The following is a 24298-nucleotide window of genomic DNA, read 5'->3' on the forward strand; positions in this document are numbered from 1 at the left end:
CAGGACGCAAAACATGACGATAACGCCACGCCCTCCCAAGCCGGTCGCGCAAGCGGCGGGCGCCGAAAGCAGCCTGAACGAATCATCGGCGATGGTGTTGCTCGTTGATGATCAGGCGATGGTCGGTGAAGCGATTCGCCGCGCGCTCGCGGGGGAGGCGAACATCGACTTCCACTATTGTTCGAGTCCGGACGATGCGCAACGCGTGGCGGAAACCACGCGTCCGACGGTCATCCTGCAAGATCTCGTGATGCCGGGCACCGACGGTTTGTCGCTGGTGCGGCAGTATCGTGCCAGTCCGCTCACGCGCGACATTCCGATCATCGTGCTCTCGACGAAGGAAGAGTCGACCATCAAGCGTGAAGCGTTCGCGGCGGGCGCCAACGACTATCTGGTCAAGCTGCCCGACCCCATCGAACTGATCGCGCGCATTCGCTATCACTCGCGCTCCTACATGAACCTGCTGCAGCGCGACGAGGCTTACCGCGCCCTGCGCGAGAGCCAGCAGCAGTTGCTGGAGACGAATCTCGAACTGCAGCGGCTGACGCATTCCGATGGCCTGACCGGGCTGGCAAATCGCCGCTATTTCGACGAGTACTTCAGCGCGGAATGGCGCCGCGCGCTGCGCGAGCAACGCGAGATGGCGCTGCTCATGATCGACGTCGACAACTTCAAGATCTATAACGATACGTATGGCCACATCGCGGGCGACGACGTCCTGCGCCGTGTCGCCACTACGATTGCCGATGCGGCGTCGCGTCCGGCCGATCTCGCCGCGCGCTTCGGCGGCGAGGAGTTCGTGATCGTGCTGCCGAACACGACGGCGAGTGGCGCGGCCCTGATCGCCGAAAGGGTGCGCGCGCAGATCGATGCGATGGCGATTCCGCACATCGGCTCGGCCAACGGCCAGCATGTCACCGTCAGTATCGGCGGAGCGTCGTTGGTGCCGCGCACCCACATGGCGTCGACTTCATTGATCGAATCGGCGGATCTGGCGCTCTACCGCGCCAAGCAACTGGGCAAGAATCGCGTGGAGATGCAGCCGGGCGCTTCCTGAGCCTGCCGAGGAGGGTACATGACCTTCGAGCTGTTTTATTGGCCGGGCCTGCAAGGGCGCGGGGAATTTGTCCGCCTGGCCTTCGAGGCCTCCGGCACGCCGTATGTAGAGATCGTGCAGGGCGACGCGCCCGGGCAGGGCATGGATGGCCTGATGCGCACGATGGACGACGCGGCTTGCCAGGATCCGCCCTACGCACCGCCTTTCCTGCGCGTGGGCGACGAATTGATCGGGCAGACGGCAAACATTCTTGCGTATCTCGGGCCGCAGCTTGGTCTGGTGGGCGAGGCACCGCGTGCGCGACGTTGGGTCAACCAGTTGCAGCTCACACTGGCCGATCTCGTGGTCGAGGTACACGACAGCCATCATCCCATCGCTAGCCGCTTGTACTACAGTCAGCAGCGCACGGAAGCGCGCAAGCGCACGGCGGACCTCATCGAGTACCGCCTGCCTAAATACTTCGCGTACTTCGAGCGCGTGCTGGCGAACAATCCACACGCGGGCGGCTGGCTTTCAGAAGGGGCGATGTCGTACGCCGATCTCTCGCTGTTTCAGGTGATTGCCGGGCTGGACTATGCATTTCCGCGCGCGATGTCGGGATTTGCCAAGGCGTTCCCGCGTTGCCAGGCGGTACACGACGCCGTGGCGCGGGTGCCACGCGTTGCGGCCTACCTGAAGTCGCCGCGCCGCATCCCCTTCAACACCACGGGTATCTTCCGCCACTACAAGGCACTGGACCGCGCCTCGCCGTTTTGAATCGGCTGCGGGCTTACTCGGGCAAATCCGGCGGGGTCGCGTCGCCGGCCCTCAACGGCCGCTGCATGAACACGGTGTCGAGCCACCGGCCGAATTTGAAGCCGACGGACTTGAGCACGCCCGTTTGTGTGAAGCCGCAGGCCGTGTGCAGTGCCAGCGACGCCGCATTGCCGCTGTCGCCGACGTTCGCAATCAGCTGTCGCCACGGGCCGCCTTCGCAGCGGGCGATGAGTGCGAGCAGCAGCGCGCGCCCGATGCCCTGTCCCGTCGCATCCGCCGCGATGTACACCGAGTCTTCGAGCGTGAAGCGATAAGCCGAGCGCGGCCGGTAGTGCGTGGCGTACGCGTAGCCGAGGACCTTTCCTTCGCGCTCGGCAACGAGGTACGGCAGTCCGGCGTCGAGTACCTTCGTGCAGCGCGCGCGCATCTCGGCCTCGTCGGGCGGCACTTCCTCGAACGACGCCGTACCGGTACGCACGTGATGTGCATAGATGGCCGTAATGGCCGGCAGATCGTCGTCGCACGCGGGGCGCACCTTGCATGCGCAGCGCGCCGGTTCGACGCCGACGCGTTGCGGTGCGCCGGGAGCGGAAGAATGTGAGGAAGATGACGGCATACGAAAAGTTCAGGACGTTGAATTTCTACCAGCGAGCGCGTTCTTGAACGACATTCGCTCGTTAAACTTAAGCGGTGCTGCGAACGAAGGCGAGTAGCAACGTGTAGTCACCGACATCCGCAGCGCGCAACGCGGTTAAATATTGCACGCGAGCGTTGTCGGCTTCGACGAGGTCGCCTCCATCGCCCCATGTAAAAGGGGTTGCCTTCATATCTCGCAAAAGCGCGTCAGCCATCATTCGTGAGTGTCGGCCATTTCCGTTCGGAAAAGGGTGAATCCAGACTAGCTCACGATGAAATCGCGCGGCGATTTCATCCGGCGAGAAGACCTCGTTTTCTATCCAGTAACGCACATTGCCGAAAAGATCTCGCAGCTTGACGCTCACCTGTGTCCAATCGCATCCGATGTTCTTGTCGGACTTTCGGAATGTACCGTCCCAAGCCCAAGTCTTGTCGAACATCTTCTTGTGCAGCGTGCGGCAGAAATCTTCACTGAGCACGTCCGGTTGGCGGGTTCGGCGAAGCCAGCTTACCGCCGCCAGGATGTTCTCCTGCTCCCAGTCGTTAAGCTCACTCTTCGTGGCCAGATGCGTCGGTTTCAATCCAGCCACTTCGTCAGGATCGAGGGGCGTTTGCCCCTCCTGTTCGTCAAAACTTATCGCCATAGTGCGGACCATCGACCACGAAGCAACTCTTCCGCGCGCTGCTCAACCTGTCGTCGCAGGCGTTCAGCTGTCGGACGTTGGTCCTCCAAACTCATGGTGTGCGCGACCCCGCCGACCTCTTGCAGCGCGATGGCATGCGCCCGCTCCGCGACCACTTGCGTGAGTGGTTTGCGGGGTACCAAGGCGTACACCAGCTCACAATCCAACCCCTCTGCCAGCTTGCGCAATTGCCGGAGTGTGATTCGTTCATCCGATTCCGCTTGCTCGGACTTGTGCAGTGTCGGCGCAGAGATGCCGAGGCGCTCGGCCTGTTGCCGCTCGGTTAGGCCTAGTGATTCTCGAATAAGCTTCAACCAGCCTCGAGGCGGCGCGCGGCGCTTCGTTAATTCGGCATACGCTTCGGTCGATTTCTGGACTTGTTCGAGCCGGAGTTGATTCATCCTCGAGTGCATTTACTTGCCTATAAGCTAGCGAAAAATACAGGGACAGTAGCCTATAGGATAGCAAATTACAAGTGCATGCTAGCCTATAGTGAATCAGAATGCTTTTGTCTGCTGCCGTATAGGCTATCAAAATTACTTGATTTAGCCGCCTGTGAGCTACTGCGAAATGAAGGAGGAGCGTTCTCCGACGAGGGCGCATTGTTGACGGCGCAAAAAGGTTATTGCTTTACAGCGCCTCAGCATGGCTTCAGTTTTCACGCGATTCCGGATAGTCAATTTCATGGGCCGGTGTTCTGGCCCGGGACTGTCGACAGTCTGCGCTTTGTCCGTTCATAAGAAAAGCTAGTGCTGATTATGAAGCGCATAAGCAAGACTTTGAGTTGCTCAGGCGCCCTGCACACTTTCCTCGGCGCCGGCAGCGCTCGATTTCGCGTTCATGACATCGAGCCGATGCCGCACGAAGCCGATGTGCTCGCGCAGCACATAGAACTGGTCGGCGTACGCGAGTGGGATCTTCAGTCGATTGACGGCGGCCTCGATGGCGTCGAGCCGATGGCGAAGGTTCCGGTATTCGGTGTGGGCGTCGTCGGCCAGCGCTTCGCGTTCGAGCGCGATGAGCGCGCCGTACCAGCGGTACAACCGCGATTTCACGCGCCAGCTGTACAGCGACGGCACCAGCCGGAATGCCGGAATCAGCACGACGAGGATCGGCACGAGCAACACGACGATGCGATCGGCGAGACTCGCGACCCAGAACGGCAAATGCCGGTACAGAAACCCCTTGCCGGATTTGTAGTAGCGTGCGGCGTCGTCGGAGATCGGGAATTCGTGGACCTGGGCCGAAGGGAATTCCCCGGCGCGTTGCAGCAGGTTGGCCTTGCCGTGCACCTCCCGCGCGGCTTCGATCAACAGGTCGGAGAGTGCCGGATGCAGGCTGTCGCGCGCGACGAGTTCGACCGTCGGGCTGATGACGTGTACCGGTTGTGCCGGCAGGTTGCGACCGAGGTCGAAAACGCCGCGCGGCAATGTGAGTTGATTCAGATACGTGAAACGGCGCGTGTAGGCATCGGCCTGCGCGAAGTCCATCAGCCGCACACCGGGCGTGCGGATCAGCTTGCCCAATGTCGGGCCGGTGGCGGTGTCGCCGGTGAGCATGGCGGCGTCAACGCGCCCGTCGATCAAGGCCTGCGCGGCATCCTGTCCGTCATATGCCGTGAGCCGGGTCGCACCGCCCGGCTCGATGCCGTTCGCCTTGAGCAGCGCGAGCGACAGCGCGCGTGCGCCACTGCCTTCGCGACCGATGGCGATGCGCTTGCCCGTCAGGTCCGACAACTTCGTGACGCGCGCCCCACGATAGAACACGGAAATCGGCGCATAGAACACGCTGCCGAGCGAGACCAGGCCATCGACGTCGAGGCCTTGCGACACGCCCCCCTGCACCAGCCCCAGGTCGACGTTCTGCGATGCGTCGGCGAGCCGCTCCACATTCTGGCGCGAGCCTTCCGACGTGAGAACGACGAGGGTGATGCCATCGCGCGCGAGGATCGTCTTATAGCGCTGGGCGGCGTTCCAGAAGGAGCTGCCTTCAGGGCCGGCGCTGATCGTCACGGTGCGCGGCGGCGCCGGTCGTACGAGCCATACGGCGAGCCAGATGGCCGCCATCGACAAGAGGATGACCGGGCCGAAGGACACGGCGAGGTCGCGCCAGGAAATGGCGACGAAGCGGGCACGGATTCGCCGGTGGGCGGGTGAATTCGAATCGGTCGTCATCGAAAGCAGGCAGGCTTGTCCCGCATGTCCAACACCCGGCCGATCATACGCCATCTAAGCTGACTGATCGGGCCGGGTGTTTTCGTCAACGATGCGCGAGGCTCTGTGCAAGTTGCTTCCAGAGGTGATCGGCGGCGGGCGACAGACGCCGGCCCACGCGGGTCATCATCTGGCTGGAGAAGCCGGAAGCGATCGGATGATCGATGGGCACGGCGACCAGCTCGCCAAGCTCGATGCCGCGCCGCGCGGTGATCGCCGACATGAAGGCCACGCCAAGGCCCGCCGCCGCGAGCGTCTGCGCGGTGTTGAACAGATCGACGCGGTAGGCGGGCGTCACGTTCAGACGCGCGGTGTCGAGCACCGAGTGCACGAATTGCTGCACGCCGTGGGCCTCGGTCATGAAGATAAGCCGCTCGTGCGCCAATTCCGAGGGCGGCACACTCGCCATGGTTGCAAAGCGATGGGTCGGGGCGACCACGGCGCACAGGGCCTTCGCGGCGAACGGATGAATGCGCATGGCCGGGTCGTCGGCGGAGCGCGCGCATAGGCCGATGTCCACGACGTCGTCGCGCACGAGCGAGAGCACGGCGGGCGTCGGGCCGGAGCGTATTTCGACGAGGATGTCCGGATAGCTCATCGAAAAGCGTTGCAACGCCTGTGCGATCAGGCGTCCGATAAAGCCTTCCCCGACACCGATCGCCACACGCCCTCGCTTCAGATGCCGGTACTCCTCCAGCCTCGCCGACAGGTCGCGCTGCCGACGTTGGCCGTCGCGGTAATAGTCGATGAGCACCTGACCGATCTCGGTAACGCTGACATTGCGTCCGCGCCGTTCGATCAGCGGAAAGCGCAGGCGCCGCTCGAGCGCCGCAATCTGCCGGCTGACCACGGACGGATTCACGCCGAGCGACTCGGCGGCCATGCGCACGCCGCCCGTCGCGGCAATTTCGGCAAGATATTTGAGCGCCCGCTCGCCGATGTCGTCGATCCACGCCTCGTAGGTCATCCGTTTCTCAGTGTTGTGTTTGTGCGAATGCGTCGGCCTGACGCGAGACTGACCGGGGGCGGTTCAGGTCGCGTCGACGGCCCCGGGGCATCTCGTCAAGTCATTGAATCAATGCCTTTTCTTGTCGATGTCATCGCCATTCCGTCGAGATGACGCCGCGACGAATTGTTGACTTGAAAGCAACATTTTGACGTGGTTTGCGTCATGGGTGGGGATTTTCGTCGGTGCAATACTCCGCGTTATTCAACAAGAGAGGAGCCCCCGATGAGCGAGATTCGCTATTGCGAAGTGAGCGATTTGCTGGAGGCGCGCGCGCCGCTGGCCGAGATGCGTCACCACATCCATCAACACCCCGAACTGTCCTACGAGGAAGTCGACACGTCGCGCTACGTGGCGCAAAAGCTCGAAGGCTGGGGGTATCAGGTCACGCGTCACGTCGGCGGTCACGGCGTGGTGGCCTCGCTCACCGCGGGCACCAGCGGTCGCACCGTGGGCGTGCGCGCCGACATGGACGCGCTGCCGATTCACGAGCAGACCGGCCTGGCCTATGCCAGCGTGCACGACGGCAAGATGCACGCCTGCGGCCACGACGGTCACACGACCGTGCTGCTCGGCGCCGCGCAGCAACTCGCGAAGACACGCAATTTCGACGGCACCGTTCATCTGATTTTCCAGCCTGCGGAAGAAGCCGGTTCGAACAGCGGTGCCGAACAGATGATCGCCGACGGCTTGTTCGAACGCTTCCCGTGCGAGGCGATCTTCGGTCTGCACAATCACCCGGGCGTACCCACGGGCACGTTCGGCTTCCGCGCCGGCCCGATGATGGCCGCGTGCGACACCGTCAAGATTCGTATCCACGGCCGTGGCGGTCATGCGGCGCGACCGCATCTGGCGATCGATCCGGTCATGATCGGCAGCAGTCTCGTGATGGCGCTGCAAACCGTGGTCGCGCGCAACGTCGACCCGACCGAAGCCGCCGTTGTGACGGTCGGCACGTTCCACGCCGGTTTTGCACCGAACGTGATTCCCGAGGAGGCCGTGCTGGAGATAAGCGTGCGCTCGTTCTCGGCGAACGTGCGCGCCACGCTGGAGGCGCGCATTCGCGCGCTGGTGACGTCGCATACCGAGGGCTATGGCGCGAGTGCCGATATCGACTATATCCGCGGCTATCCGGTGCTCGTGAATACCGAGGCGGAGACGGCGTTCGCCTGCGGTGTGGCCGAAGAGCTGGTGGGCGCCGAGCACGTCATCTCGCCGTTCCCGCCGATCGCGGGCAGCGAAGACTTCGCGTACTACCTGCAGAAGGTGCCGGGCTGCTTTATTCGCCTGGGGAACGGCGAGGGCAAGCCGATGCTGCACAACGCCAAGTACGATTTCAACGACGACAACCTGACCATCGGCGCCGCCTTCTGGACCCGTCTGGTCGAACGCTTTCTTGCCAAGGAGCGCGCATGAGCATCGCCACTTCCACATTGACGCTTGACGGCGCACAGCCGTCGCCGATGACCGCTGCGCAACAACGCAAGATCGTGTTTGCCGCCGTCATCGGCAACCTGCTGGAGTTCTTCGACTTCACGGTCTACAGTTATTTCGCGCTGACCATCGGCAAGCAGTTCTTCCCGGCCCACGATCCCGTCACGTCGTCGCTGCTGGCGTTCGCCGTGTTCGCGGTGGGCTTCGTGATGCGCCCGCTCGGCGGTTTCGTGCTGGGCCGCTACGCGGACCGTGCCGGCCGCAAGCCGGCGCTCACGTTGACCATCGGATTGATGGCACTCGGTTCGGCGGCCATCGGCCTCGCGCCCACGTATGCGCAGATCGGTCTGGCCGCACCGTTGCTGATCGTCGCGGCGCGCCTGCTGCAAGGCTTTGCGCAAGGCGGCGAATTTGGTGCGGCGACGGCCACGTTGCTGGAAATGGGCGGTGCGAAGCGCCGCGGCTTTCGCGCGAGCTGGCAGTTGGCGAGCCAGGGCGCGGCCGCGCTGCTCGGCTCGGGCCTGGCCGCGAGCCTGGGCTTCCTGCTCTCGGACGACATCATGCACAGCTGGGGCTGGCGGATTCCGTTCCTGCTCGGCACGCTGATTGCCCCGGTCGGGATCTACCTGCGTCGTCACATTCAGGAAGAACCGCCGAAGGCGAAGACGATCGCCGGTCGCGACGACCCAAAGCGCGGCGTATACGTGCGCAACTGGTTCCTCACGATCTTCTCGATCATGGGAATGTCGGTGTCGACGTACGTGATGATGTATTACATGCCGACGTACTGCATTCAGTACCTGGGCCTACCGCCGAAAATGTCGATGCTCACGGGCGTGGCGGCCAGCACGATCTCGCTGGTGATGTGCCCGATCTATGGTGCATTGTCAGACAAGATGGGGCGACGCAAGCCGCTCACGATCATCGGCCGCGTGGCGCTCATCGTGCTGCTGTATCCGGCATTCTGGATCATGACGCACTTCCCCTCGCTGCCGGTCGTCCTGGCGGCGCTGATTGTCCTCATGCTCTGCTACACGATGGGATCGGCCCCCGCTTACGCGCTGATGCCGGAGAACTTCCCGAAACATCTGCGCGCGGGCTACATGTCGAGCGCCTATGCCATCGCGGTGTCGGTGTTCGGCGGTACGGCGCAGCTCGTGGCCGGCTGGTTGATTCGTGCGACGGGCAACAAGATGGCGCCGGCCTGGTACATGATCGTCTGCGTGATCATCTCGCTCATCGCCGTGTCGATGTTTGAAGAGACCGGCAACAAGGTGCTCGACGAGTAAGCGTCTGAGGTCGGTAGCCCAGCGCGAACGCCGTGCCAATCAGCTTCGCTGCTTGACGCCGACCTCACCGCCGATCGAGGACTTTCATGACCAGCGCGGCGGCGCTCGCGCGGGTTTCCACGTGGAGCTTTCGGAACAGGTGTTCGAGGTGCTTGTTGACGGTGCGGGGCGCCATGCCGAGGATGTCCCCGATGTCGCGATTGGCTTTGCCGCGCGACACCCACAGGAGCACTTCGGCTTCGCGTGCGGTCAGGCCGAAGCGCAGGGCAAGCGCCGTACAGTAAGCGGTGTCGTCGGCTTCCGTGAGCGTGACGATCCACTCGCCGGGCTTCGGGGCGGGGGCGGCCGTGGCGGAACGGCGAACGTTCTCGAGCACGCATTCATGGACGACGTTCGCCTGCGCGCCGTGCGCAAGCCAGGCCACGAACCAGTGCAGCAACGGCGCGGGCAAACGCGGTTTGACGACGTCCTCGTGCGTTGCCCCGTAGGCCGCGATCTGCCGCGCCGCCTGAGGACTCTGCCAGCAGATCGCGCCGTCCTCCGAGACGATAAGCGCCGCGCGCGTGCCGAGCGAAAGCGCTGCCTGTGCATAGGATTGCGCGCGCGAGCGCACCACATGCGCGCCAATGCGCGCGCACACCTCTTCCGGGCGCACGGGTTTCGTCACATAATCGATGCCCCCGACGCGAAAGCCCCGCACGACATGCTCGCTTTCCGTCAGCGACGTCATGAAGATGACCGGAAGATGCTCGTAACGTGGGTCCTGTTTGATCCGCGTGCAGGTCTCGAAGCCGTCCATCGCGGGCATCATCGCGTCGAGCAGCACGACGTCCGGCGTGACCCGCGCCAGACACTTCAATGCCGCCTCGCCGCTTAACGCGACGAGCACTGTGTAACCGTTCGCTTGCAGGGTATCGGAGAGAAAGGCGAGATTGTCGGGCGTGTCGTCCACGATCAGCACGATGGGACGGTTACCCAGCCACTCCGGCGGGTCGCTCGCCTCCGTGGGCACATCATGCACCGGTGGCGCGGGGCAGGTGGACAAGCTCATTTTCAAGTTCCCTTAGCGCAAAGCGTTCGGCAAGTGCGCGTAGCGTATCGATCTGGGCGGACAGTGCCGGGTGGACGCGCCGCGCCTCGTCGAGTTGCTCGACGACCCCCTGCACATAGCCGACGTCGAGATGCTCGCGGATACGCTGAAGGACCCCCTCGGGCAGCGCGAGCTGAATGGCGTTGGACCTCGCCGCCGATGGCTCCGTCCGCGCCGGGCTGGGCGGCGTCATCGGCTCCAACGCAATCCATTCCAGCGAAAGCAGTTGTGCGAGCTTGTCGAGCAACAGATTCACCTGCAACGGCTTGGCCAGATAGCCTGCGCAGCCGGACGCGCCGGCACGCTCGCGATCGTCGGCGAAAGCGTTGGCCGAGAGCAATACGACGGGCGCCGCCGAGAGCTGATTCTCACGAATCAGGCGGCTGGTTTCGTAGCCGTCCATCAACGGCATGGAGATGTCCATGATGATCGCGTCGGCGGTGTGAGTGCCGAGCCATCGCAACGCGTCGGGACCGCTGGCGACTTCGGTCACGTCGAAGCCCAGCGGCGTGAGCAGTTGGACGACGATCCCCCGCTGATCGGCCAGGTCGTCCACCACCAGAATCGTGCGGCGCGCACCCGCGTACCCGCGAATACCCGCCAGCTCGGTGTAGACATCGGGTGCGCTGCTCACTGCCGGTGCGAAGAGTTTCACGACGAAGTGCGTGCCGCGTCCGACCTCGCTGTGCGCGTCCAGACTGCCGCCGAGCGCATGCGTGAGCAATCGGCAGATCGTCAGCCCGAGGCCCGCGCCGTGATCGTTCGCATGGGCGGCGTCGCCACGCTCGAACGGCAGGAAGAGACGCGCCATTTCCTCCGGCGCGATGCCGGGTCCGGTATCGATCACCTCGAATTTCAGCGTGTCCAGCGCGTGACTCACGCGCAGCGTCACCGTCCCGGCAGACGTGAAGCGAATTGCGTTGCCGATCAGGTTGGTGAGAATCTGCCCGAGGTACTTCTGATCGCACTTCACCGTCCCCGGAATTCGACCGACGGCCTGGACATCGAAGGCGAGCGCCTTTTCCATCGCCAACGGACTCATCATCGACGACACGTGAGACACGAAATCGGTCAGCGACACTTTCGTGATGTTCAATTGCAGCTTGCCCGCCTCGATGCGCGCGACGTCCAGCAGTCCGTCGACCAGCGCGAGCAGATGCTCGCCGCTGCGATGGATGGTACGAACCGCGTTGTAGCGCGTGGGGGACAGCTCTTCCTTCGCCTGCAACAGAAGCTGCGCATAGCCGAGGATGCTGTTGAGCGGCGTCCGCAGTTCGTGACTGAGGCCCGATACGTAACGGCTCTTGGCCTGATTCGCCGACTCGGCGGCCGCGCTCGCGCGCTTAAGTGCCTCGTCGGTCTTCTGGTGCGCTTCGATTTCCTGCATCAGCAATTCGTTCTGCCGTTGCGATTCCTCTTCCGTGACGCGGCGGCTCTCGCGCTCCAGCACGAACCACCATGCCGCGATGCAGCCCACGAGGGCGAGCGAGAAGAAGATCTTGAGGAAGCTGCTTCCTATGACCCCGACTTCCGCCGGGCTGATCGACGCCACACTCTGCGACCAGATCAGAAACAGAACGCCGGCCAACACGGCAAGGATGGCCAGCACGAGGCTCGCATAGCGAATGAGCCGCAACGCCGCGGGCCCCAGCCGCAGGCGCGGAAACACGCAGTGTAATGCGCGGTCGGCCTGCGCGGAGAAGCGCGCGTGCGGCTTGCAGCGATCATGGCAACGGGAGTCCAGCGAGCAGCAAAGCGAGCAGATCGTACCGCCATAGGCCGGACAGTGGGCCGTGTCCTCCGGCTCGAATGCGTGCTCGCAGATCGCGCAGCGCAGCGATCTGGCGTCGCCGGTCGATTGCGGCTTGCGCGCGAGGTAGTACTTGCCGCGTGTCGCGATGGCAATGATCGGCGCGCAGACGAACGCCACGCCGAAGGCGAGGAACATCGACATCGCCTCGCCAAGCTCGCCGAAGACGCCGGCCCGAGCCGTGAGGGCCGCCACGACGCCCAGCAACATCGCGCCCAGCCCGACGGGATTCACATCATAGAGATGCGCGCGTTTGAACTCGATGTGACGCGGGCTGTATCCCAAGGGTTTGTTGATGACGAGATCGGCGCACAGCGCGCCTATCCAGGCCACGGCAACATTTGCATACAGCGAGAGCACTTTACCGATCACCTCGAAGACACCGATCTCCACGAGCAGCAGCGCGATCATCACGTTGAACACGAGCCACACCACGCGCCCCGGATGACTGTGCGTGAGACGTGCAAAGAAGTTCGACCAGGCCAGCGATCCCGCATACGCGTTCGTCACGTTGATCTTGAGTTGCGAGACGATGACGAAAAGCGTCATGGCCGGCAGCGCCCAACCGGCCAGCCCGGCCGGATCGAGGAGGATGTGATAGGCGACGAGATACATCTGCGTGGGCTGCGCGGCTTGAGCGACCCCCACTTCATTCTGGATCGCCACAAATGCGAGGAAGGCGCCGCCGAGCATCTTCAGCGCACCGGGTACGATCCAGCCCGGACCGGCGGACAGTAGCGCGAGCCACCAGCGCTTGCGGTTGCGCGCCGTCAGCGGCGGCAGGAAGCGCAGATAGTCCACCTGCTCGCCGATCTGCACGATCAGCGCGAACACGACCGTCGACGCCTGCCCGAACGCAATGAGACTGAACGCCCGGCCCTGCGGGGCGAATCCCGCGAACGTGGTCCACTCTCTTATCATCCCGGGGTGGTGCCACAGCACTGCGGCGTAAGGCAACACGAACAGCACGATCCACAGCGGCTGTGTCCAGCTTTGCAGCCGGTTGATGAGCGTGATGCCGAACATCACCAGCGGAATCACGACGAGCGAACTCACGACATACGCGAGCGCCAGCGAGATGTGGAAATAGAGCTGTAACGCCAGCGCCATGATGGCCGCTTCGAGTGCGAAGAACAGGAATGTGAAGATGGCGTAAAGGAACGACGTCACCGTCGAGCCTATGTAACCGAAGCCGGCGCCGCGCGTGAGCAGATCCATGTCCACGCCGTAGCGCGCCGCGTAATAGCTGATCGGCAGGCTCGTCAGGAAAATCAGGATCGAGACGGCGGCAATGGCCCAGAGCGCATTGGTGAAGCCGTAATTGATGACAAGGCTACCGCCGATGGCCTCCAGCACCAGAAACGATACGCCGCCGATTGCCGTGGTCGCGACGCGTAATTCCGACCAGCGGCGAAACGAGCGCGGGGTGAAGCGCAGCGCATAGTCTTCCAGCGTTTCGTCGCCGACCCAGGCGTTGTAATCCCGCCGCACCTTCACGATGCGCTGAGTGCTGGGCGCGCTGACTGAACTTTGGTGCATCTTGGCCATGAAGACGTGAAGACGATCCGGATTGGTGCAAAAGACGTTGGGTGTAAAGCCCAAAGCAAATTACATTCCACCGCCCAACCTGGGGAATACGTCAATCGACGTATTCCGATCGTCAAATTGGCTCCCTACATTGCGTTCAAACCCGTGAAACCCGCCCGCCGTGCTTCTTGCACAGGGCCTATGATCAGGAGAACGTGATGTCCGCAGACGATCGATTCGAAGATGACGAGCGCATGGCTTCGCCGTTGCGCAGGCGGCTGCTCAGCGGCCTGGCCGCGGCCCCGCTCATGGCGCTGGGCCTGCCGCGAACGTCGTTCGCACAGGTTCCGCCGACGGCCAAGGTGAACACCACCGGTCTCGCCGTGACCGACACCACGGTCACGGTCGGCCAGTTGCACTCGGCAACCGGCACGATGGCGATCTCCGAGACGGGCTCGATTCAGGCAGAGCGTCTCGCCATCGAACAGATCAATGCGATGGGCGGCGTGCTCGGACGAAAGATCAACATCATTCAGGAAGACGGTGCGTCCGACTGGCCGACTTTTGCCGAGAAATCCAAGAAGCTGCTCGAGAACGACCACGTCGCGGCCGTTTTCGGTTGCTGGACGTCGGCCTCGCGCAAGGCGGTGCTGCCGGTGTTCGAGAAGGACAACGGCTTGCTGTACTACCCGACGTTCTATGAAGGTCTGGAGCAGTCGAAGAACGTCTTCTACACCGGTCAGGAAGCCACGCAGCAGATTCTCTGGGCGCTCGACTGGGCGTCGAACACGAAGAAGGCTAAGACGTTCTTCCTGATCGGTTCCGACTACATCTGGCCGCGCACGTCGAACAAGATTGCGCGCCGTCATATCGAGCAGCATCTTCACGCCAAGGTGGTCGGCGAAGAGTATTACCCGCTCGGCACGACCGAGTTCAATTCGCTGATGAACAAGATCAAGCTCGCGCGTCCCGACTGCATTTTCGCGACGGTGGTGGGCGGCTCGAACGTGGCGTTCTACAAGCAACTCAGGGCGGCGGGCATCACGCCCCAGAAGCAGTTCCTGCTGACCCTTTCCGTGACGGAAGACGAAGTGCAGGGCATTGGCGGCGAAAACTTCGCGGGCTTCTATTCGTCGATGAAGTACTTCCAATCGCTGGATAACGACAACAACAAAAAGTTCGTCGCCGCATTCAAGGCCCGCTACGGTGCGAAATCGGTGATCGGCGACGTGACACAGGCGGCCTACCTCGGCCCCTGGATCTGGAAGACCGCGTGTGAGCGCGCGGGCAGCTTCGACGTGAACAAGGTAGTCGCTGCCTCAGCGGGCATTGAACTGCCCAACGCACCCCAGGGCTACGCGAAGGTCGATCCGAACCATCACCTGTGGAGCCGATCGCTGATCGGGCAAGGGCAGGCGGACGGACAGTTCAAGGTCGTGGCGAGTTCGCCGGAGCCGATCCACCCGGATCCGTTCCCGAAGGGCTACATGTAATTCCTCAACCCGCACAGGCGCGACGACCGGACGGTCGTTGCGCGAGGAGCGTCAGATGTCCGCCAACGACATTCTCAATATCACGCTGATGCAAGGCTTTGCGGGACTGAGCCTGTTCAGTGTTCTGCTGCTAATGGGGCTCGGACTGGCCGTGATTTTCGGGCAGATGGGCGTCATCAACATGGCGCACGGCGAATTCATGACTATCGGCGCCTATACCGTCTACATGTTCTCGTGGGTCACCCAGAACGTCTGGCCGGTATTCGCGCCGGTGTATTTCTTCTTCGCGATCGTCGCCGCCTTCGTGCTCGCCTTCGGGGCGGGATGGCTGGCGGAATGGGCGCTGATCCGACATCTGTACCGGCGTCCGCTCGACACGTTGCTCGCCACCTGGGGCCTGAGTCTGGGCATGCAGCAAGTGTTCCGTTCGACGTTCGGACCGAAAGAAGTCAGCCCGGTGCTGCCCGACTGGCTCATGGGGTCATGGGAGCCGACGTCGGGTCTCGACATTCCGGTGAGCGGCATGTTCGTGATGGCGCTCGCGCTCGTCATGACGGGCGGGCTGTTGTTGGCGCTGTACCGCTCACGCTGGGGGCTGCGTGTGCGTGCGACCGTCGCCAACCGGCCGATGGCGAATGCGGCGGGCATCAATACCCGTCGCACCGACCGGATGACATTCGCAATCGGCTGCGGCATCGCCGGCGTCGCCGGCGCGGCGTTCACGGCCATCGGGTCGACGGGGCCGACCAGCGGCTCGCTCTATATCGTCGATTCGTTCCTGGTGGTGACGTTCGGCGGCGCGGCGAGCCTGCTCGGTACGGTGGCCTCGGCCTTCGGCATTGCACAGATGCAGTCGATCAGCGAGTTTTTCCTTTCCGGCTCGATTGCCCGCGTGGTGACGCTCCTCACCGTGGTGGTCATTCTGATGTTGCGCCCGCAGGGCCTGTTCGCCTCGAAAGTCCGGCGCGTGTGATCCGCCGGTGCGCCGGTATCCCGGTCGTCGACCGATTCCTCTGTATGGAGAGATGTACATGGAACCCATCCAAACCTCGGCGGGCGGCGTCTCCCTCCGCTCCGAGGCCCCCGTCCCGCCCGTCGGCTGGCGCGCCATGCTGGCGCGCTTCGACGCTTCAGGCTACGCGGGCATCGTGATTCTGGCCGTGCTCATCGTTGTCGTGTTTCCGCTCGTGCTCGACGCGTTTCGCCTGAACCTCATGGGCAAGTACCTGACGTATGCGTTCGTCGCCGTCGGACTGGTGATCGCATGGGGTTACGGCGGCGTGCTCAGTCTCGGGCAGGGCGTCTTCTTCGGGCTTGGCGGCTATGCGATGGCCATGTTTCTCAAGCTCGAATCGTCGAGTGCCGCGGCCACGAGTACACAGACCACTCCGGGCATTCCGGACTTCATGGACTGGAATCAGGTTACCGCGCTGCCGGATATGTGGAAGCCGTTTCACTCTCTGCCGTTCTCGATTGTCGCGGTGCTTGTCGTGCCGACGGCGCTTGCCTTCGTGATCGGTTACGCGATGTTCAAACGGCGGGTCGGCGGTGTGTATTTCGCGATCATCACGCAGGCCGTGGCGCTGATTCTGTCGGTGCTCATCATCGGCCAACAGGGATATACCGGCGGGGTGAACGGCATCACCGATCTGCGCACGCTGCTCGGCTGGGACATTCGCACGGACCACGCGAAGCTCGTTCTTTACTTCGTCAACGCGGCGTTGCTGATCGCCGCGTTGCTGCTATGCCGGTGGGTGCAGCGCGGCAAGCTCGGTACGCTGCTGCTGGCCATGCGAGACAAGGAAGACCGCGTGCGGTTCTCGGGCTACGACGTCTCGATGTTCAAGGTGTTCTCATTCTGCTTCGCCGCGTTGCTCGCTGCGATCGGCGGCGCGATGTTCACGCTTCAGGTCGGTTTCATGTCGCCGTCGTTCGTGGGCATCGTGCCGTCCATCGAGATGGTGATTTATGCGGCGGTTGGCGGACGTATGTCGCTTGTCGGCGCGGTGTACGGCGCGATTCTCGTCAATCTGGGCAAGAGCTGGTTTTCCGAGAGCTTCCCCAATCTCTGGCTGTATCTGATGGCGGCCATGTTCATCGGCGTGGTGATGGCTTTCCCGAACGGTCTGGCGGGTCTTTTCGAGGCGCATGTGCGCCCGCGAATTCGCCGTTTTCTCGGCGCCGGGAGCACGACAGACAAGGAGCGAAAAGCATGAGCAACACCGACTTTCTTCTGGCGATAGAAGACCTCAGCGTTTCATTCGACGGATTCAAGGCCATCGATTCCCTGAATCTGTATCTGGAGCGTGGTGAGTTGCGCGTCGTGATCGGTCCGAACGGCGCCGGCAAGACGACGCTGCTTGATCTTATCTGCGGCAAGACGAAGGAGACGGCGGGCAGCATCAAGTTCCGCAACGAGGAAATCACGCGGCTGGCCGAGTTCAGACGCGTGCACAGGGGCATAGGCCGCAAGTTTCAGACGCCGTCGATCTACGAAAACCTGAGCGTCGCGCAAAACCTCGAAGTGTCGTTCCCGCGTGGGCGCGGCGTGTTCGGCGCGCTTTTCTACCGCACGGATAGCGAGGTTGCGGACCGTGTCCGATCCGTTGCCGAAGAGATCGGTCTGTCGGCCTCGCTCGACCTCGAAGCCGGTTTGCTGTCGCACGGACAGAAGCAGTGGCTGGAAATTGGTATGCTTCTTATGCAGGATCCCGAACTTTTGATGCTGGATGAGCCGATTGCCGGCATGAGCGTGCGCGAGCGCGAACTGACGGCTGATCTGCTCGATCGAATCTGTCGCAACCGCTCGATGATCGTCATCGAGCACGACATGGCTTTCGTTGAGCGGATCGCGCACAAGGTCACCGTGATGCACCAGGGAAAGATTCTCGCCGAGGGCCCGATGGCCAAAGTGCAATCCGACCCGCGTGTGATCGATGTTTATCTCGGACACTGATCGGAGGACACATCATGTTGGAAGTCGATGATCTTGTCGTCAGCTATGGCCAGAGCGAGGTGCTGCACGGCATCGGCTTTTCTGTCGCCAGTGGCGAAAGCGTTGCGGTGATGGGCCGCAACGGGATGGGCAAAACAACATTGTTCAAGTCGTTGATCGGCATGTTGCCCGCGAATCGCGGCACCGTTCGTGTGGGCGGTGTCGACGTGTCGAGGGAAGAGAGCTTCCGGCGCGTGTCCAAGGGAATCGGCTACGTTCCGCAGGGGCGCCAGATCTTTGCATCGCTCACCGTCGAAGAGAACATCCAGACCGGGCTCGAGAATGCGGCGAGCCAGTCCGTGCCCGACGATCTCTACGCGTTGTTTCCCGTGCTGTTCGACATGCGCCGCCGCAAGGGCGGCAATCTCTCCGGCGGACAGCAGCAACAACTCGCCATTGCGCGCGCGCTCGCGACCAATCCCAAGGTACTGCTGCTAGACGAGCCGACCGAGGGGATTCAGCCGTCCGTCATCAAGGACATTGCCCGGGCGCTCAATCACATTCGTGCGACGCGCAACATCGCCGTCGTCGTTTCCGAGCAGGTACTGAGTTTCGCGATGGACGTGGCGGACCGATTGTTCGTTATCGAGGGCGGGCGCTTCGTTCATCAGAGCACGCGCGACGCTGGCGATGCCGGGCGCATACGCGAATACCTCTCCGTGTAATCCGACGCCGCGTGGCGTCATTGATCGCCGGTGTCTGGCGCCGGCATTTGAAACCAGGAGCGAATGCAATGGCCGAAACTCTCATCAAGGTCGACCTGAACCAATCCGCGTACGAAAACGAGCAGGTGCACAACCGTTGGCATCCGGATATTCCGATGGCGTGCTGGGTGAATCCCGGCGACGACTTCGTTCTTGAGACGTACGACTGGACCGGTGGCTTCATCAAGAATAACGACAGCGCCGACGATGTTCGCGATATCGACCTGTCGATCGTGCATTTCCTGTCGGGGCCGGTGGGCGTGCATGGCGCGCAGCCCGGCGATTTGCTGGTCGTCGATCTGCTCGACATCGGCGCGAAGCAGGACAGTCAGTGGGGCTTCAACGGCTTCTTCTCGAAGACGAACGGCGGTGGCTTTCTGACCGATCATTTTCCGCACGCGCAGAAGTCGATCTGGGATTTCCACGGGCTTTACACGAGCTCGCGGCATATTCCGGGCGTGAATTTCGCCGGACTGATTCACCCGGGATTGATCGGCTGTCTGCCGGATCCAAAATTGCTTCAGACATGGAATGAGCGCGAGGTCGGACTGATCGCGACGGAGCCGGACCGCGTGCCGCCGCTTGCCAACCCGCCGTTCGCCGCAACGGCGCACATGGGCAAGCTGACGGGCGACGCGCGCAACAAGGCGGCCGCCGAAGGCGCGCGCACGGTGCCGCCGCGCGAACATGGTGGGAACTGCGACATCAAGGATCTCTCGCGCGGCTCGAAGGTCTTCTTCCCGGTGTATGTCGATGGCGCAGGGCTGTCTGTGGGCGACCTTCACTTCAGCCAGGGGGACGGCGAGATCACGTTCTGCGGCGCCATCGAGATGGCGGGGTGGGTGCACATGCGTGTCAACGTGATCAAGGGCGGCATGGAAAAGTACGGCATTCGCAATCCGGTGTTCCAGCCGAGTCCCATTACGCCGGCGTACAACGACTATCTGATCTTCGAGGGTATTTCGGTCGACGAGCAGGGCGGGCAGCACTATCTGGATGTCGGGGTCGCCTATCGTCAGGCCTGCCTGAACGCCATCGAGTATCTGAAGAAGTTCGGTTACTCGGGAGCGCAGGCGTACTCGTTGCTCGGTTGTGCGCCGGTGCAGGGGCATATCAGCGGCGTGGTCGACATTCCGAATGCGTGTGCGACGCTGTGGTTGCCCACGCAGATCTTCGACTTCGACATCCGTCCGAATGCCGACGGACCGATTCGTCACGTGACCGGTAGCGTCGACATGCCGTGTTCGCCGGATCTGGTGAAGAGCTGACGCGGTGTGCGCCACGAGCATCACTCACGAAATAGGACAACAGGAGGCGGAGATGCCGATTTATGACTTCGAATGTGCGGCGTGCGGACCGTTCGCTGTCATGCGGCGCATGGCGGATCGCGACACGCCGTGCCATTGCCCGGATTGCGGGGGTGAGGGCACGCGCGTGATGACGGCGCCATCGCTTGCGTTGATGGGAGGTGCGAGTCGGGCCGCGCACGCCACGAACGAGCGGGCTGCCCATGCACCGCGACATTCGGGCGACGGGCCGTCGTCGCGCCATCGACCGGGGTGCAGTTGCTGCGCCGGCGGCAAGGTGTCGCTCGCGGGGGCAAGTGGGCAGACGTCCACGGCAACGGGCGGGCTGAAGCGGCCGACGGGACGGCCCTGGATGATCAGCCATTGATTTTCTTGGAAGGGTTCGGCACGGCCCGGGGTCTCCGGGCCGTGCGTCGGGACCGCGAGTTTTGAAGGAGTAGCGATTCATGCGACATGGAGATATTTCGAGTAGCCGCGACGGGGTGGGTGTTGCGGTCGTCAACTACAAGATGCCGCGTTTGCATACGAAGGCGGAGGTATTGGAGAACGCGCGCAAGATCGCCGACATGGTCGTCGGCATGAAGCAGGGGTTGCCCGGTATGGATCTCGTGATCTTTCCCGAGTACTCGACGCACGGGATCATGTACGACCGTCAGGAGATGTTCGACACCGCAGCGATGGTGCCGGGCGAAGAAACGGATATTTTCTCGGCGGCATGTCGCAAGGCGAATGTGTGGGGGGTGTTTTCGCTCACGGGTGAGCGGCACGAAGATCATCCGAACAAGGTGCCTTACAACACGCTGGTGCTGATCGACAATCGCGGGGAGATCGTGCAGAAGTATCGCAAGATTATGCCGTGGACACCCATCGAAGGCTGGTACCCCGGCGACCGCACTTACGTGACGGAGGGACCGAAGGGGCTGAAGATCAGTCTGATCATCTGCGATGACGGCAACTATCCGGAGATCTGGCGGGATTGCACGATGAACGGTGCGGAGCTGGTGGTGCGTTGTCAGGGATATATGTATCCGGCCAAGGATCAGCAGGTGCTTGTGGCGAAGGCGATGGCGTGGATGAACAACACATATGTGGCTGTCGCGAACGCGACGGGCTGGGACGGTGTGTATTCGTACTTCGGCCACTCGGCGATCGTCGGCTTCGACGGCCGCACACTCGGTGAGTGCGGCGAGGAAGAGATGGGCGTGCAATACGCGGAACTGTCCGTGAGCGCGATTCGCGACGCGCGCAAGAACATGCAGTCCCAAAACCATCTGTATAAGCTGCTTCACCGCGGATACACCGGGACGATCCATTCCGGCGAAAGCGCGAACGGCGTTGCCGATTGCCCGTTCGGGTTCTACCGCGATTGGGTCTCCGACCCGGAAGGCACACAGCGGAAAGTCGAGGCTATCACCCGTTCGACACCCGGAACTGAAGAGTGCCCGATTGACGGGATCCCTTGTGGAGGAGGTTGAGAGGGGGCGGGCCGTAAAGGCCCGCCACCGCATACTCATCCGCCGAACTTCACCTCCCGATCCAGCGGATACATCGGACGGTTCACGCGCGAGAACGGGAAAAGCGCGAAATTTGAACTCGTCACGCCGTCGCTGTCGCATTCGACCAGCCCTGCCGAGATCGGCACGAACACCGGTCGACAGTACATGCGCGACTTGAGCAGCAGGAAGCGCTCGCTGCGCGGGTCGAGGCCGACGCACGTGAACACACCGTGATCCCACGGCTCGTGCGTGCGCTCGGTCACCACGATGCGAGCCGGCCCGATATCGAACAGCACCGTGCGGCCCATGTAGCAGCGTTGCCCCGTGTAAGTCGGGCCGCTCACGACATACTCGCCATCGCTGATCTTGCGCACGATGCCCGTGAGGACCGGCGGTGTCTTGGCGATGCCCAACTGCGTCAGCGGCCGTTTGTTGCCGACGGCGAGCGTCACCTCGGCGCCCTCGCCCGCGGCGATCAACGTCGCGACCGCTTCCGGATCGCACAGCGGGCCGACGCCGATACCGGTGAGCCCGGCCGCGAGCGCTGCTTCGAGCACGTCCATCGTGTCGCACGTGCCGCCGGACATGCAGTTGTCGCTGTGATCGAGCAGCAGCACCGGCTTGTCGGCGCCGTCGGCCAGACGCTTCGCTTCGGCGATCGACTCGCCGAGCGGCGCGCTGCGGTAAACGAACTCGTCGCGGGCCTCCCATATCTGCGCGGCGATACGGTCAGCGACGGCCTGGGCACGTGCCACGCCGTCCTCCCCGTCGCCAGCCGTCACGACCACGCTGATGCAAGGCGCGGGGATGTCCGCGAGCGAAAAACCCGAAAACACCGACACGGCCGGAATACCCTCCTCGGCTTCGGCACGCCGCGCGGCGTCGAGCGCGCGCTTCATCGCACCCCCGTGGCTCGTGCTGCGCAGCGTGTGCACCATCAACGGCGGTTGTTGCCACACCACGCGAGGGCGGCGTTTGCCCTTCAACATCTCGAAGAGCAGGCGGCCCGCGTGCTCGCCGGTCTCGTACATGTCGATGTGCGGATACGTCTTGAATCCCACGACGATATCGGCGTTCGCGACGATCTTTTGCGTGACGTTGGCATGCAGGTCGAGCGCGACGGCAATCGGCGTATCGGGTGCGACGGCGCGCACGCGCTCGAGCAGATCGCCCTCGCCATCGTCGCTGTTTTCCGCGACCATCGCGCCATGCAGATCGAGCAGGATCGCATCGACGCCGCTCGCCGCAGCCACAATCCGGTCACACAGGGCGTCGTAGGCGCTCGCCGCCACCGGGCCGCTCGGGTTGGCGGCAGCGCAGACGGGTGTCACGATCTGCGCCCCGGCGGCCTCGGCGAGATCGATGAACGCGGCCATGGCCGTGCGCATGCCCTTGTTATCGCGATAGGCCGCTTCGTCATACGTGGGTCCGTGAGGGCCGAAGGCGTCGAGCGGTGTGGGCACCGGCGAGAATGTATTCGTCTCGTGATTCATCCGCGCAATCATCACTTTCATGCGACACCTCCCGCACGTTGCAACATCGCTTGCAACAACACGTTGCAACCGGCTTCGAGATGCACCGGATCGGCATCTTCGATTTCGTTGTGACTGATGCCGTCCTTGCACGGCACGAAGATCATCGCCGTCGGCGCGACGCGCGCCAGATAGACCGCATCGTGCCCCGCACCGCTGATGGCATCCATCGACGACAGCCCGAGTGCCTGCGCGCCCGAGCGAATCGCGTCGACCAGTACCGGTGCAAACGGCTGCGGCGGGAAGTACACGACCGGCTCGATGGCGACGTCGATGCCGTTCGTGCGCAACGCGTCGCACTCGGCGCGCAGCTTGGCGTCGAGCGCGTCGAGCGTGGCGTCGTCGGCCGCGCGCAGATCGACGGAGAGCGTCACGCGGCCCGGAATCACGTTGCGCGAATTCGGATAGTTGTCGACCCAGCCCACGGTGCCGCGCGCATGGGGCGCGTGCTCGCAGGCGATGCGGTTCACCGCCTGGATCAGCTGCGCGGCGGCGAGCAGCGCGTCGCGACGTAGTTCCATCGGCGTGGGGCCCGCGTGAGCCTCCATGCCCGTGACGGTCACGTCGTACCAGCGCTGACCGAGGGCGCCCTGCACTACACCGATCGTCTTCCCATGCGCTTCGAGGACCGGGCCTTGCTCGATGTGCGCTTCGAAGTACGCGCCGACCGCGCCCGCTTGACCTACCGCCGGCGCGCAGCCCGCGTAGCCGATGGCGCGCAACGCGTCGGCGACGGTGACGCCCTCTCGATCTTTCTGCGCGAGCGCGTGATCCAGCGTGAAGGCGCCGGCGTAGACACCGGACCCCATCATCACGGGCACGAAACGCGACCCCTCCTCGTTGGTCCAGACGGCGACTTCGAGCGGGGCCTCGGTCACGATGCCGTTGTCGTTGAGCGTGCGCAGCACTTCAAGCCCGGCGAGTACGCCATAGTTGCCGTCGAACTTGCCGCCGGTTGGCTGGGTGTCGATGTGGCTGCCGGTCATGACGGGCGGCAACGCGTCGTTGCGGCCGGCGCGTCGCGCGAAGATGTTGCCGATCGCGTCGACACGCACCGTGCAGCCGATCTCCTTGGCCCACGTGACAAATCGATCGCGGCCCTGCCGGTCGAGATCGGTCAGCGCGAGACGGCATACGCCCCCCTTCTCGGTCGCGCCGATTTGCGCGAGTTGCATGAGGCTGTCCCACAGGCGCGCGCCGTCGACGCGTACTGCGGGTGACGGCTGATCGAGACGTTCCATGTTCATCAGTCCTTCAGGGCAGACGCCGC

General features: G+C 63.2%; 21 protein-coding genes. 12 read left to right on the forward strand and 9 right to left on the reverse strand.

Annotation, left to right across the window (positions count from 1 at the left end; genetic code table 11):
• Nucleotides 1–13 precede the first annotated feature (13 nt).
• Complete coding sequence (locus tag PCE31107_RS01065; protein WP_484549306.1) at nucleotides 14–1057, forward strand: diguanylate cyclase; 1044 nt, start codon at nucleotides 14–16, stop codon at nucleotides 1055–1057.
• Between the two features lie 18 nt (nucleotides 1058–1075).
• Entirely contained in the window at nucleotides 1076–1813 is a 738-nt protein-coding gene (locus tag PCE31107_RS01070) for a glutathione S-transferase (RefSeq protein WP_150605965.1), read from the forward strand.
• Between the two features lie 13 nt (nucleotides 1814–1826).
• Here PCE31107_RS01070 and PCE31107_RS01075 read toward each other — a convergent pair whose 3' ends face one another.
• The 5 genes from PCE31107_RS01075 to PCE31107_RS01095 form a co-directional block, all read right to left on the reverse strand.
• Nucleotides 1827–2429, reverse strand: coding sequence for a GNAT family N-acetyltransferase (locus PCE31107_RS01075; protein WP_150605967.1), 603 nt, complete (start codon nucleotides 2427–2429; stop codon nucleotides 1827–1829).
• Between the two features lie 67 nt (nucleotides 2430–2496).
• On the reverse strand, nucleotides 2497–3105 hold the full coding sequence (locus PCE31107_RS01080) for a mobile mystery protein B (protein ID WP_246181675.1): 609 nt from the start codon (nucleotides 3103–3105) through the stop codon (nucleotides 2497–2499).
• Nucleotides 3084–3533, reverse strand: a complete 450-nt coding sequence (locus PCE31107_RS01085; protein ID WP_246181676.1) for a mobile mystery protein A — start codon at nucleotides 3531–3533, stop codon at nucleotides 3084–3086. Before PCE31107_RS01085 ends, PCE31107_RS01080 begins: the two co-directional genes overlap by 22 nt.
• A gap of 387 nt (nucleotides 3534–3920) precedes the next feature.
• A complete protein-coding gene (locus tag PCE31107_RS01090; protein WP_150605973.1) occupies nucleotides 3921–5306 on the reverse strand; it encodes a TAXI family TRAP transporter solute-binding subunit in 1386 nt (461 codons plus the stop codon).
• Between the two features lie 85 nt (nucleotides 5307–5391).
• Complete coding sequence (locus PCE31107_RS01095; RefSeq protein ID WP_130024480.1) at nucleotides 5392–6312, reverse strand: LysR family transcriptional regulator; 921 nt, start codon at nucleotides 6310–6312, stop codon at nucleotides 5392–5394.
• A gap of 264 nt (nucleotides 6313–6576) precedes the next feature.
• Here PCE31107_RS01095 and PCE31107_RS01100 point away from each other — a divergent pair, with 264 nt between their 5' ends.
• Entirely contained in the window at nucleotides 6577–7767 is a 1191-nt protein-coding gene (locus tag PCE31107_RS01100) for a M20 aminoacylase family protein (RefSeq protein ID WP_130024481.1), read from the forward strand.
• On the forward strand, nucleotides 7764–9074 hold the full coding sequence (locus tag PCE31107_RS01105) for an MFS transporter (RefSeq protein ID WP_150551167.1): 1311 nt from the start codon (nucleotides 7764–7766) through the stop codon (nucleotides 9072–9074). Before PCE31107_RS01100 ends, PCE31107_RS01105 begins: the two co-directional genes overlap by 4 nt.
• Before the next feature lie 64 nt (nucleotides 9075–9138).
• Here PCE31107_RS01105 and PCE31107_RS01110 read toward each other — a convergent pair whose 3' ends face one another.
• Nucleotides 9139–10038 carry a response regulator transcription factor gene (locus PCE31107_RS01110; RefSeq protein WP_130027644.1) on the reverse strand — a complete coding sequence of 300 codons (900 nt, stop codon included), beginning with the start codon at nucleotides 10036–10038 and terminating at the stop codon, nucleotides 9139–9141.
• Between the two features lie 49 nt (nucleotides 10039–10087).
• Nucleotides 10088–13513, reverse strand: coding sequence for a hybrid sensor histidine kinase/response regulator (locus PCE31107_RS01115; protein WP_425494705.1), 3426 nt, complete (start codon nucleotides 13511–13513; stop codon nucleotides 10088–10090).
• A 206-nt stretch (nucleotides 13514–13719) separates the two neighbouring features.
• On the opposite strand from PCE31107_RS01115, the gene urtA reads away from it, so the two are divergent.
• From urtA to PCE31107_RS01155, 8 genes are all read left to right on the forward strand, one after another.
• A complete protein-coding gene (gene urtA / locus PCE31107_RS01120; protein ID WP_130024483.1) occupies nucleotides 13720–14994 on the forward strand; it encodes an urea ABC transporter substrate-binding protein in 1275 nt (424 codons plus the stop codon).
• Nucleotides 14995–15049: 55 nt separating this feature from the next.
• On the forward strand, nucleotides 15050–15967 hold the full coding sequence (urtB, locus tag PCE31107_RS01125; RefSeq protein WP_150605977.1) for an urea ABC transporter permease subunit UrtB: 918 nt from the start codon (nucleotides 15050–15052) through the stop codon (nucleotides 15965–15967).
• A gap of 58 nt (nucleotides 15968–16025) precedes the next feature.
• Nucleotides 16026–17210, forward strand: coding sequence for an urea ABC transporter permease subunit UrtC (gene urtC / locus PCE31107_RS01130; protein WP_150605979.1), 1185 nt, complete (start codon nucleotides 16026–16028; stop codon nucleotides 17208–17210).
• Nucleotides 17207–17950, forward strand: coding sequence for an urea ABC transporter ATP-binding protein UrtD (gene urtD, locus PCE31107_RS01135; RefSeq protein WP_130024485.1), 744 nt, complete (start codon nucleotides 17207–17209; stop codon nucleotides 17948–17950). The genes urtC and urtD overlap by 4 nt, the downstream gene beginning before the upstream one ends.
• Nucleotides 17951–17964: 14 nt before the next feature.
• Complete coding sequence (gene urtE, locus PCE31107_RS01140) at nucleotides 17965–18654, forward strand: urea ABC transporter ATP-binding subunit UrtE (protein ID WP_130024486.1); 690 nt, start codon at nucleotides 17965–17967, stop codon at nucleotides 18652–18654.
• A 68-nt stretch (nucleotides 18655–18722) separates the two neighbouring features.
• Complete coding sequence (fmdA, locus tag PCE31107_RS01145) at nucleotides 18723–19961, forward strand: formamidase (RefSeq protein ID WP_150605981.1); 1239 nt, start codon at nucleotides 18723–18725, stop codon at nucleotides 19959–19961.
• A 52-nt stretch (nucleotides 19962–20013) separates the two neighbouring features.
• A complete protein-coding gene (locus PCE31107_RS01150; protein WP_130024488.1) occupies nucleotides 20014–20367 on the forward strand; it encodes an FmdB family zinc ribbon protein in 354 nt (117 codons plus the stop codon).
• 79 nt (nucleotides 20368–20446) lie between these two features.
• Nucleotides 20447–21475 carry an aliphatic amidase gene (locus tag PCE31107_RS01155; RefSeq protein ID WP_150605983.1) on the forward strand — a complete coding sequence of 343 codons (1029 nt, stop codon included), beginning with the start codon at nucleotides 20447–20449 and terminating at the stop codon, nucleotides 21473–21475.
• Between the two features lie 35 nt (nucleotides 21476–21510).
• On the opposite strand, the gene PCE31107_RS01160 is transcribed toward PCE31107_RS01155, so the two are convergent.
• Together PCE31107_RS01160 and PCE31107_RS01165 are read right to left on the reverse strand one after the other, a co-directional pair.
• Nucleotides 21511–23010 carry a M81 family metallopeptidase gene (locus PCE31107_RS01160; protein WP_150605985.1) on the reverse strand — a complete coding sequence of 500 codons (1500 nt, stop codon included), beginning with the start codon at nucleotides 23008–23010 and terminating at the stop codon, nucleotides 21511–21513.
• Nucleotides 23007–24269, reverse strand: coding sequence for a Zn-dependent hydrolase (locus tag PCE31107_RS01165; protein ID WP_150605987.1), 1263 nt, complete (start codon nucleotides 24267–24269; stop codon nucleotides 23007–23009). The genes PCE31107_RS01160 and PCE31107_RS01165 overlap by 4 nt, the downstream gene beginning before the upstream one ends.
• Nucleotides 24270–24298 lie beyond the last annotated feature (29 nt).

This window comes from Pandoraea cepalis (assembly GCF_902459625.1).
Classification (GTDB): domain Bacteria; phylum Pseudomonadota; class Gammaproteobacteria; order Burkholderiales; family Burkholderiaceae; genus Pandoraea; species Pandoraea cepalis.

Bases quoted from the DNA above. Each gene is read 5' to 3' on its own strand.
- PCE31107_RS01070 (WP_150605965.1), top strand. From the start codon at position 1,076: ATGACCTTCGAGCTGTTTTATTGGCCGGGCCTGCAAGGGCGCGGGGAA.
- fmdA (WP_150605981.1), top strand. From the start codon at position 18,723: ATGGCCGAAACTCTCATCAAGGTCGACCTGAACCAATCCGCGTACGAA.
- PCE31107_RS01115 (WP_425494705.1), bottom strand. From the start codon at position 13,513: ATGCACCAAAGTTCAGTCAGCGCGCCCAGCACTCAGCGCATCGTGAAG.
- PCE31107_RS01075 (WP_150605967.1), bottom strand. From the start codon at position 2,429: ATGCCGTCATCTTCCTCACATTCTTCCGCTCCCGGCGCACCGCAACGC.
- PCE31107_RS01080 (WP_246181675.1), bottom strand. From the start codon at position 3,105: ATGGTCCGCACTATGGCGATAAGTTTTGACGAACAGGAGGGGCAAACG.
- PCE31107_RS01105 (WP_150551167.1), top strand. From the start codon at position 7,764: ATGAGCATCGCCACTTCCACATTGACGCTTGACGGCGCACAGCCGTCG.
- PCE31107_RS01065 (WP_484549306.1), top strand. From the start codon at position 14: ATGACGATAACGCCACGCCCTCCCAAGCCGGTCGCGCAAGCGGCGGGC.
- urtA (WP_130024483.1), top strand. From the start codon at position 13,720: ATGTCCGCAGACGATCGATTCGAAGATGACGAGCGCATGGCTTCGCCG.
- PCE31107_RS01165 (WP_150605987.1), bottom strand. From the start codon at position 24,269: ATGGAACGTCTCGATCAGCCGTCACCCGCAGTACGCGTCGACGGCGCG.
- PCE31107_RS01160 (WP_150605985.1), bottom strand. From the start codon at position 23,010: ATGAAAGTGATGATTGCGCGGATGAATCACGAGACGAATACATTCTCG.
- PCE31107_RS01090 (WP_150605973.1), bottom strand. From the start codon at position 5,306: ATGACGACCGATTCGAATTCACCCGCCCACCGGCGAATCCGTGCCCGC.
- PCE31107_RS01095 (WP_130024480.1), bottom strand. From the start codon at position 6,312: ATGACCTACGAGGCGTGGATCGACGACATCGGCGAGCGGGCGCTCAAA.
- urtB (WP_150605977.1), top strand. From the start codon at position 15,050: ATGTCCGCCAACGACATTCTCAATATCACGCTGATGCAAGGCTTTGCG.
- urtE (WP_130024486.1), top strand. From the start codon at position 17,965: ATGTTGGAAGTCGATGATCTTGTCGTCAGCTATGGCCAGAGCGAGGTG.
- urtC (WP_150605979.1), top strand. From the start codon at position 16,026: ATGGAACCCATCCAAACCTCGGCGGGCGGCGTCTCCCTCCGCTCCGAG.
- PCE31107_RS01155 (WP_150605983.1), top strand. From the start codon at position 20,447: ATGCGACATGGAGATATTTCGAGTAGCCGCGACGGGGTGGGTGTTGCG.
- PCE31107_RS01085 (WP_246181676.1), bottom strand. From the start codon at position 3,533: ATGAATCAACTCCGGCTCGAACAAGTCCAGAAATCGACCGAAGCGTAT.
- PCE31107_RS01150 (WP_130024488.1), top strand. From the start codon at position 20,014: ATGCCGATTTATGACTTCGAATGTGCGGCGTGCGGACCGTTCGCTGTC.
- PCE31107_RS01100 (WP_130024481.1), top strand. From the start codon at position 6,577: ATGAGCGAGATTCGCTATTGCGAAGTGAGCGATTTGCTGGAGGCGCGC.
- urtD (WP_130024485.1), top strand. From the start codon at position 17,207: ATGAGCAACACCGACTTTCTTCTGGCGATAGAAGACCTCAGCGTTTCA.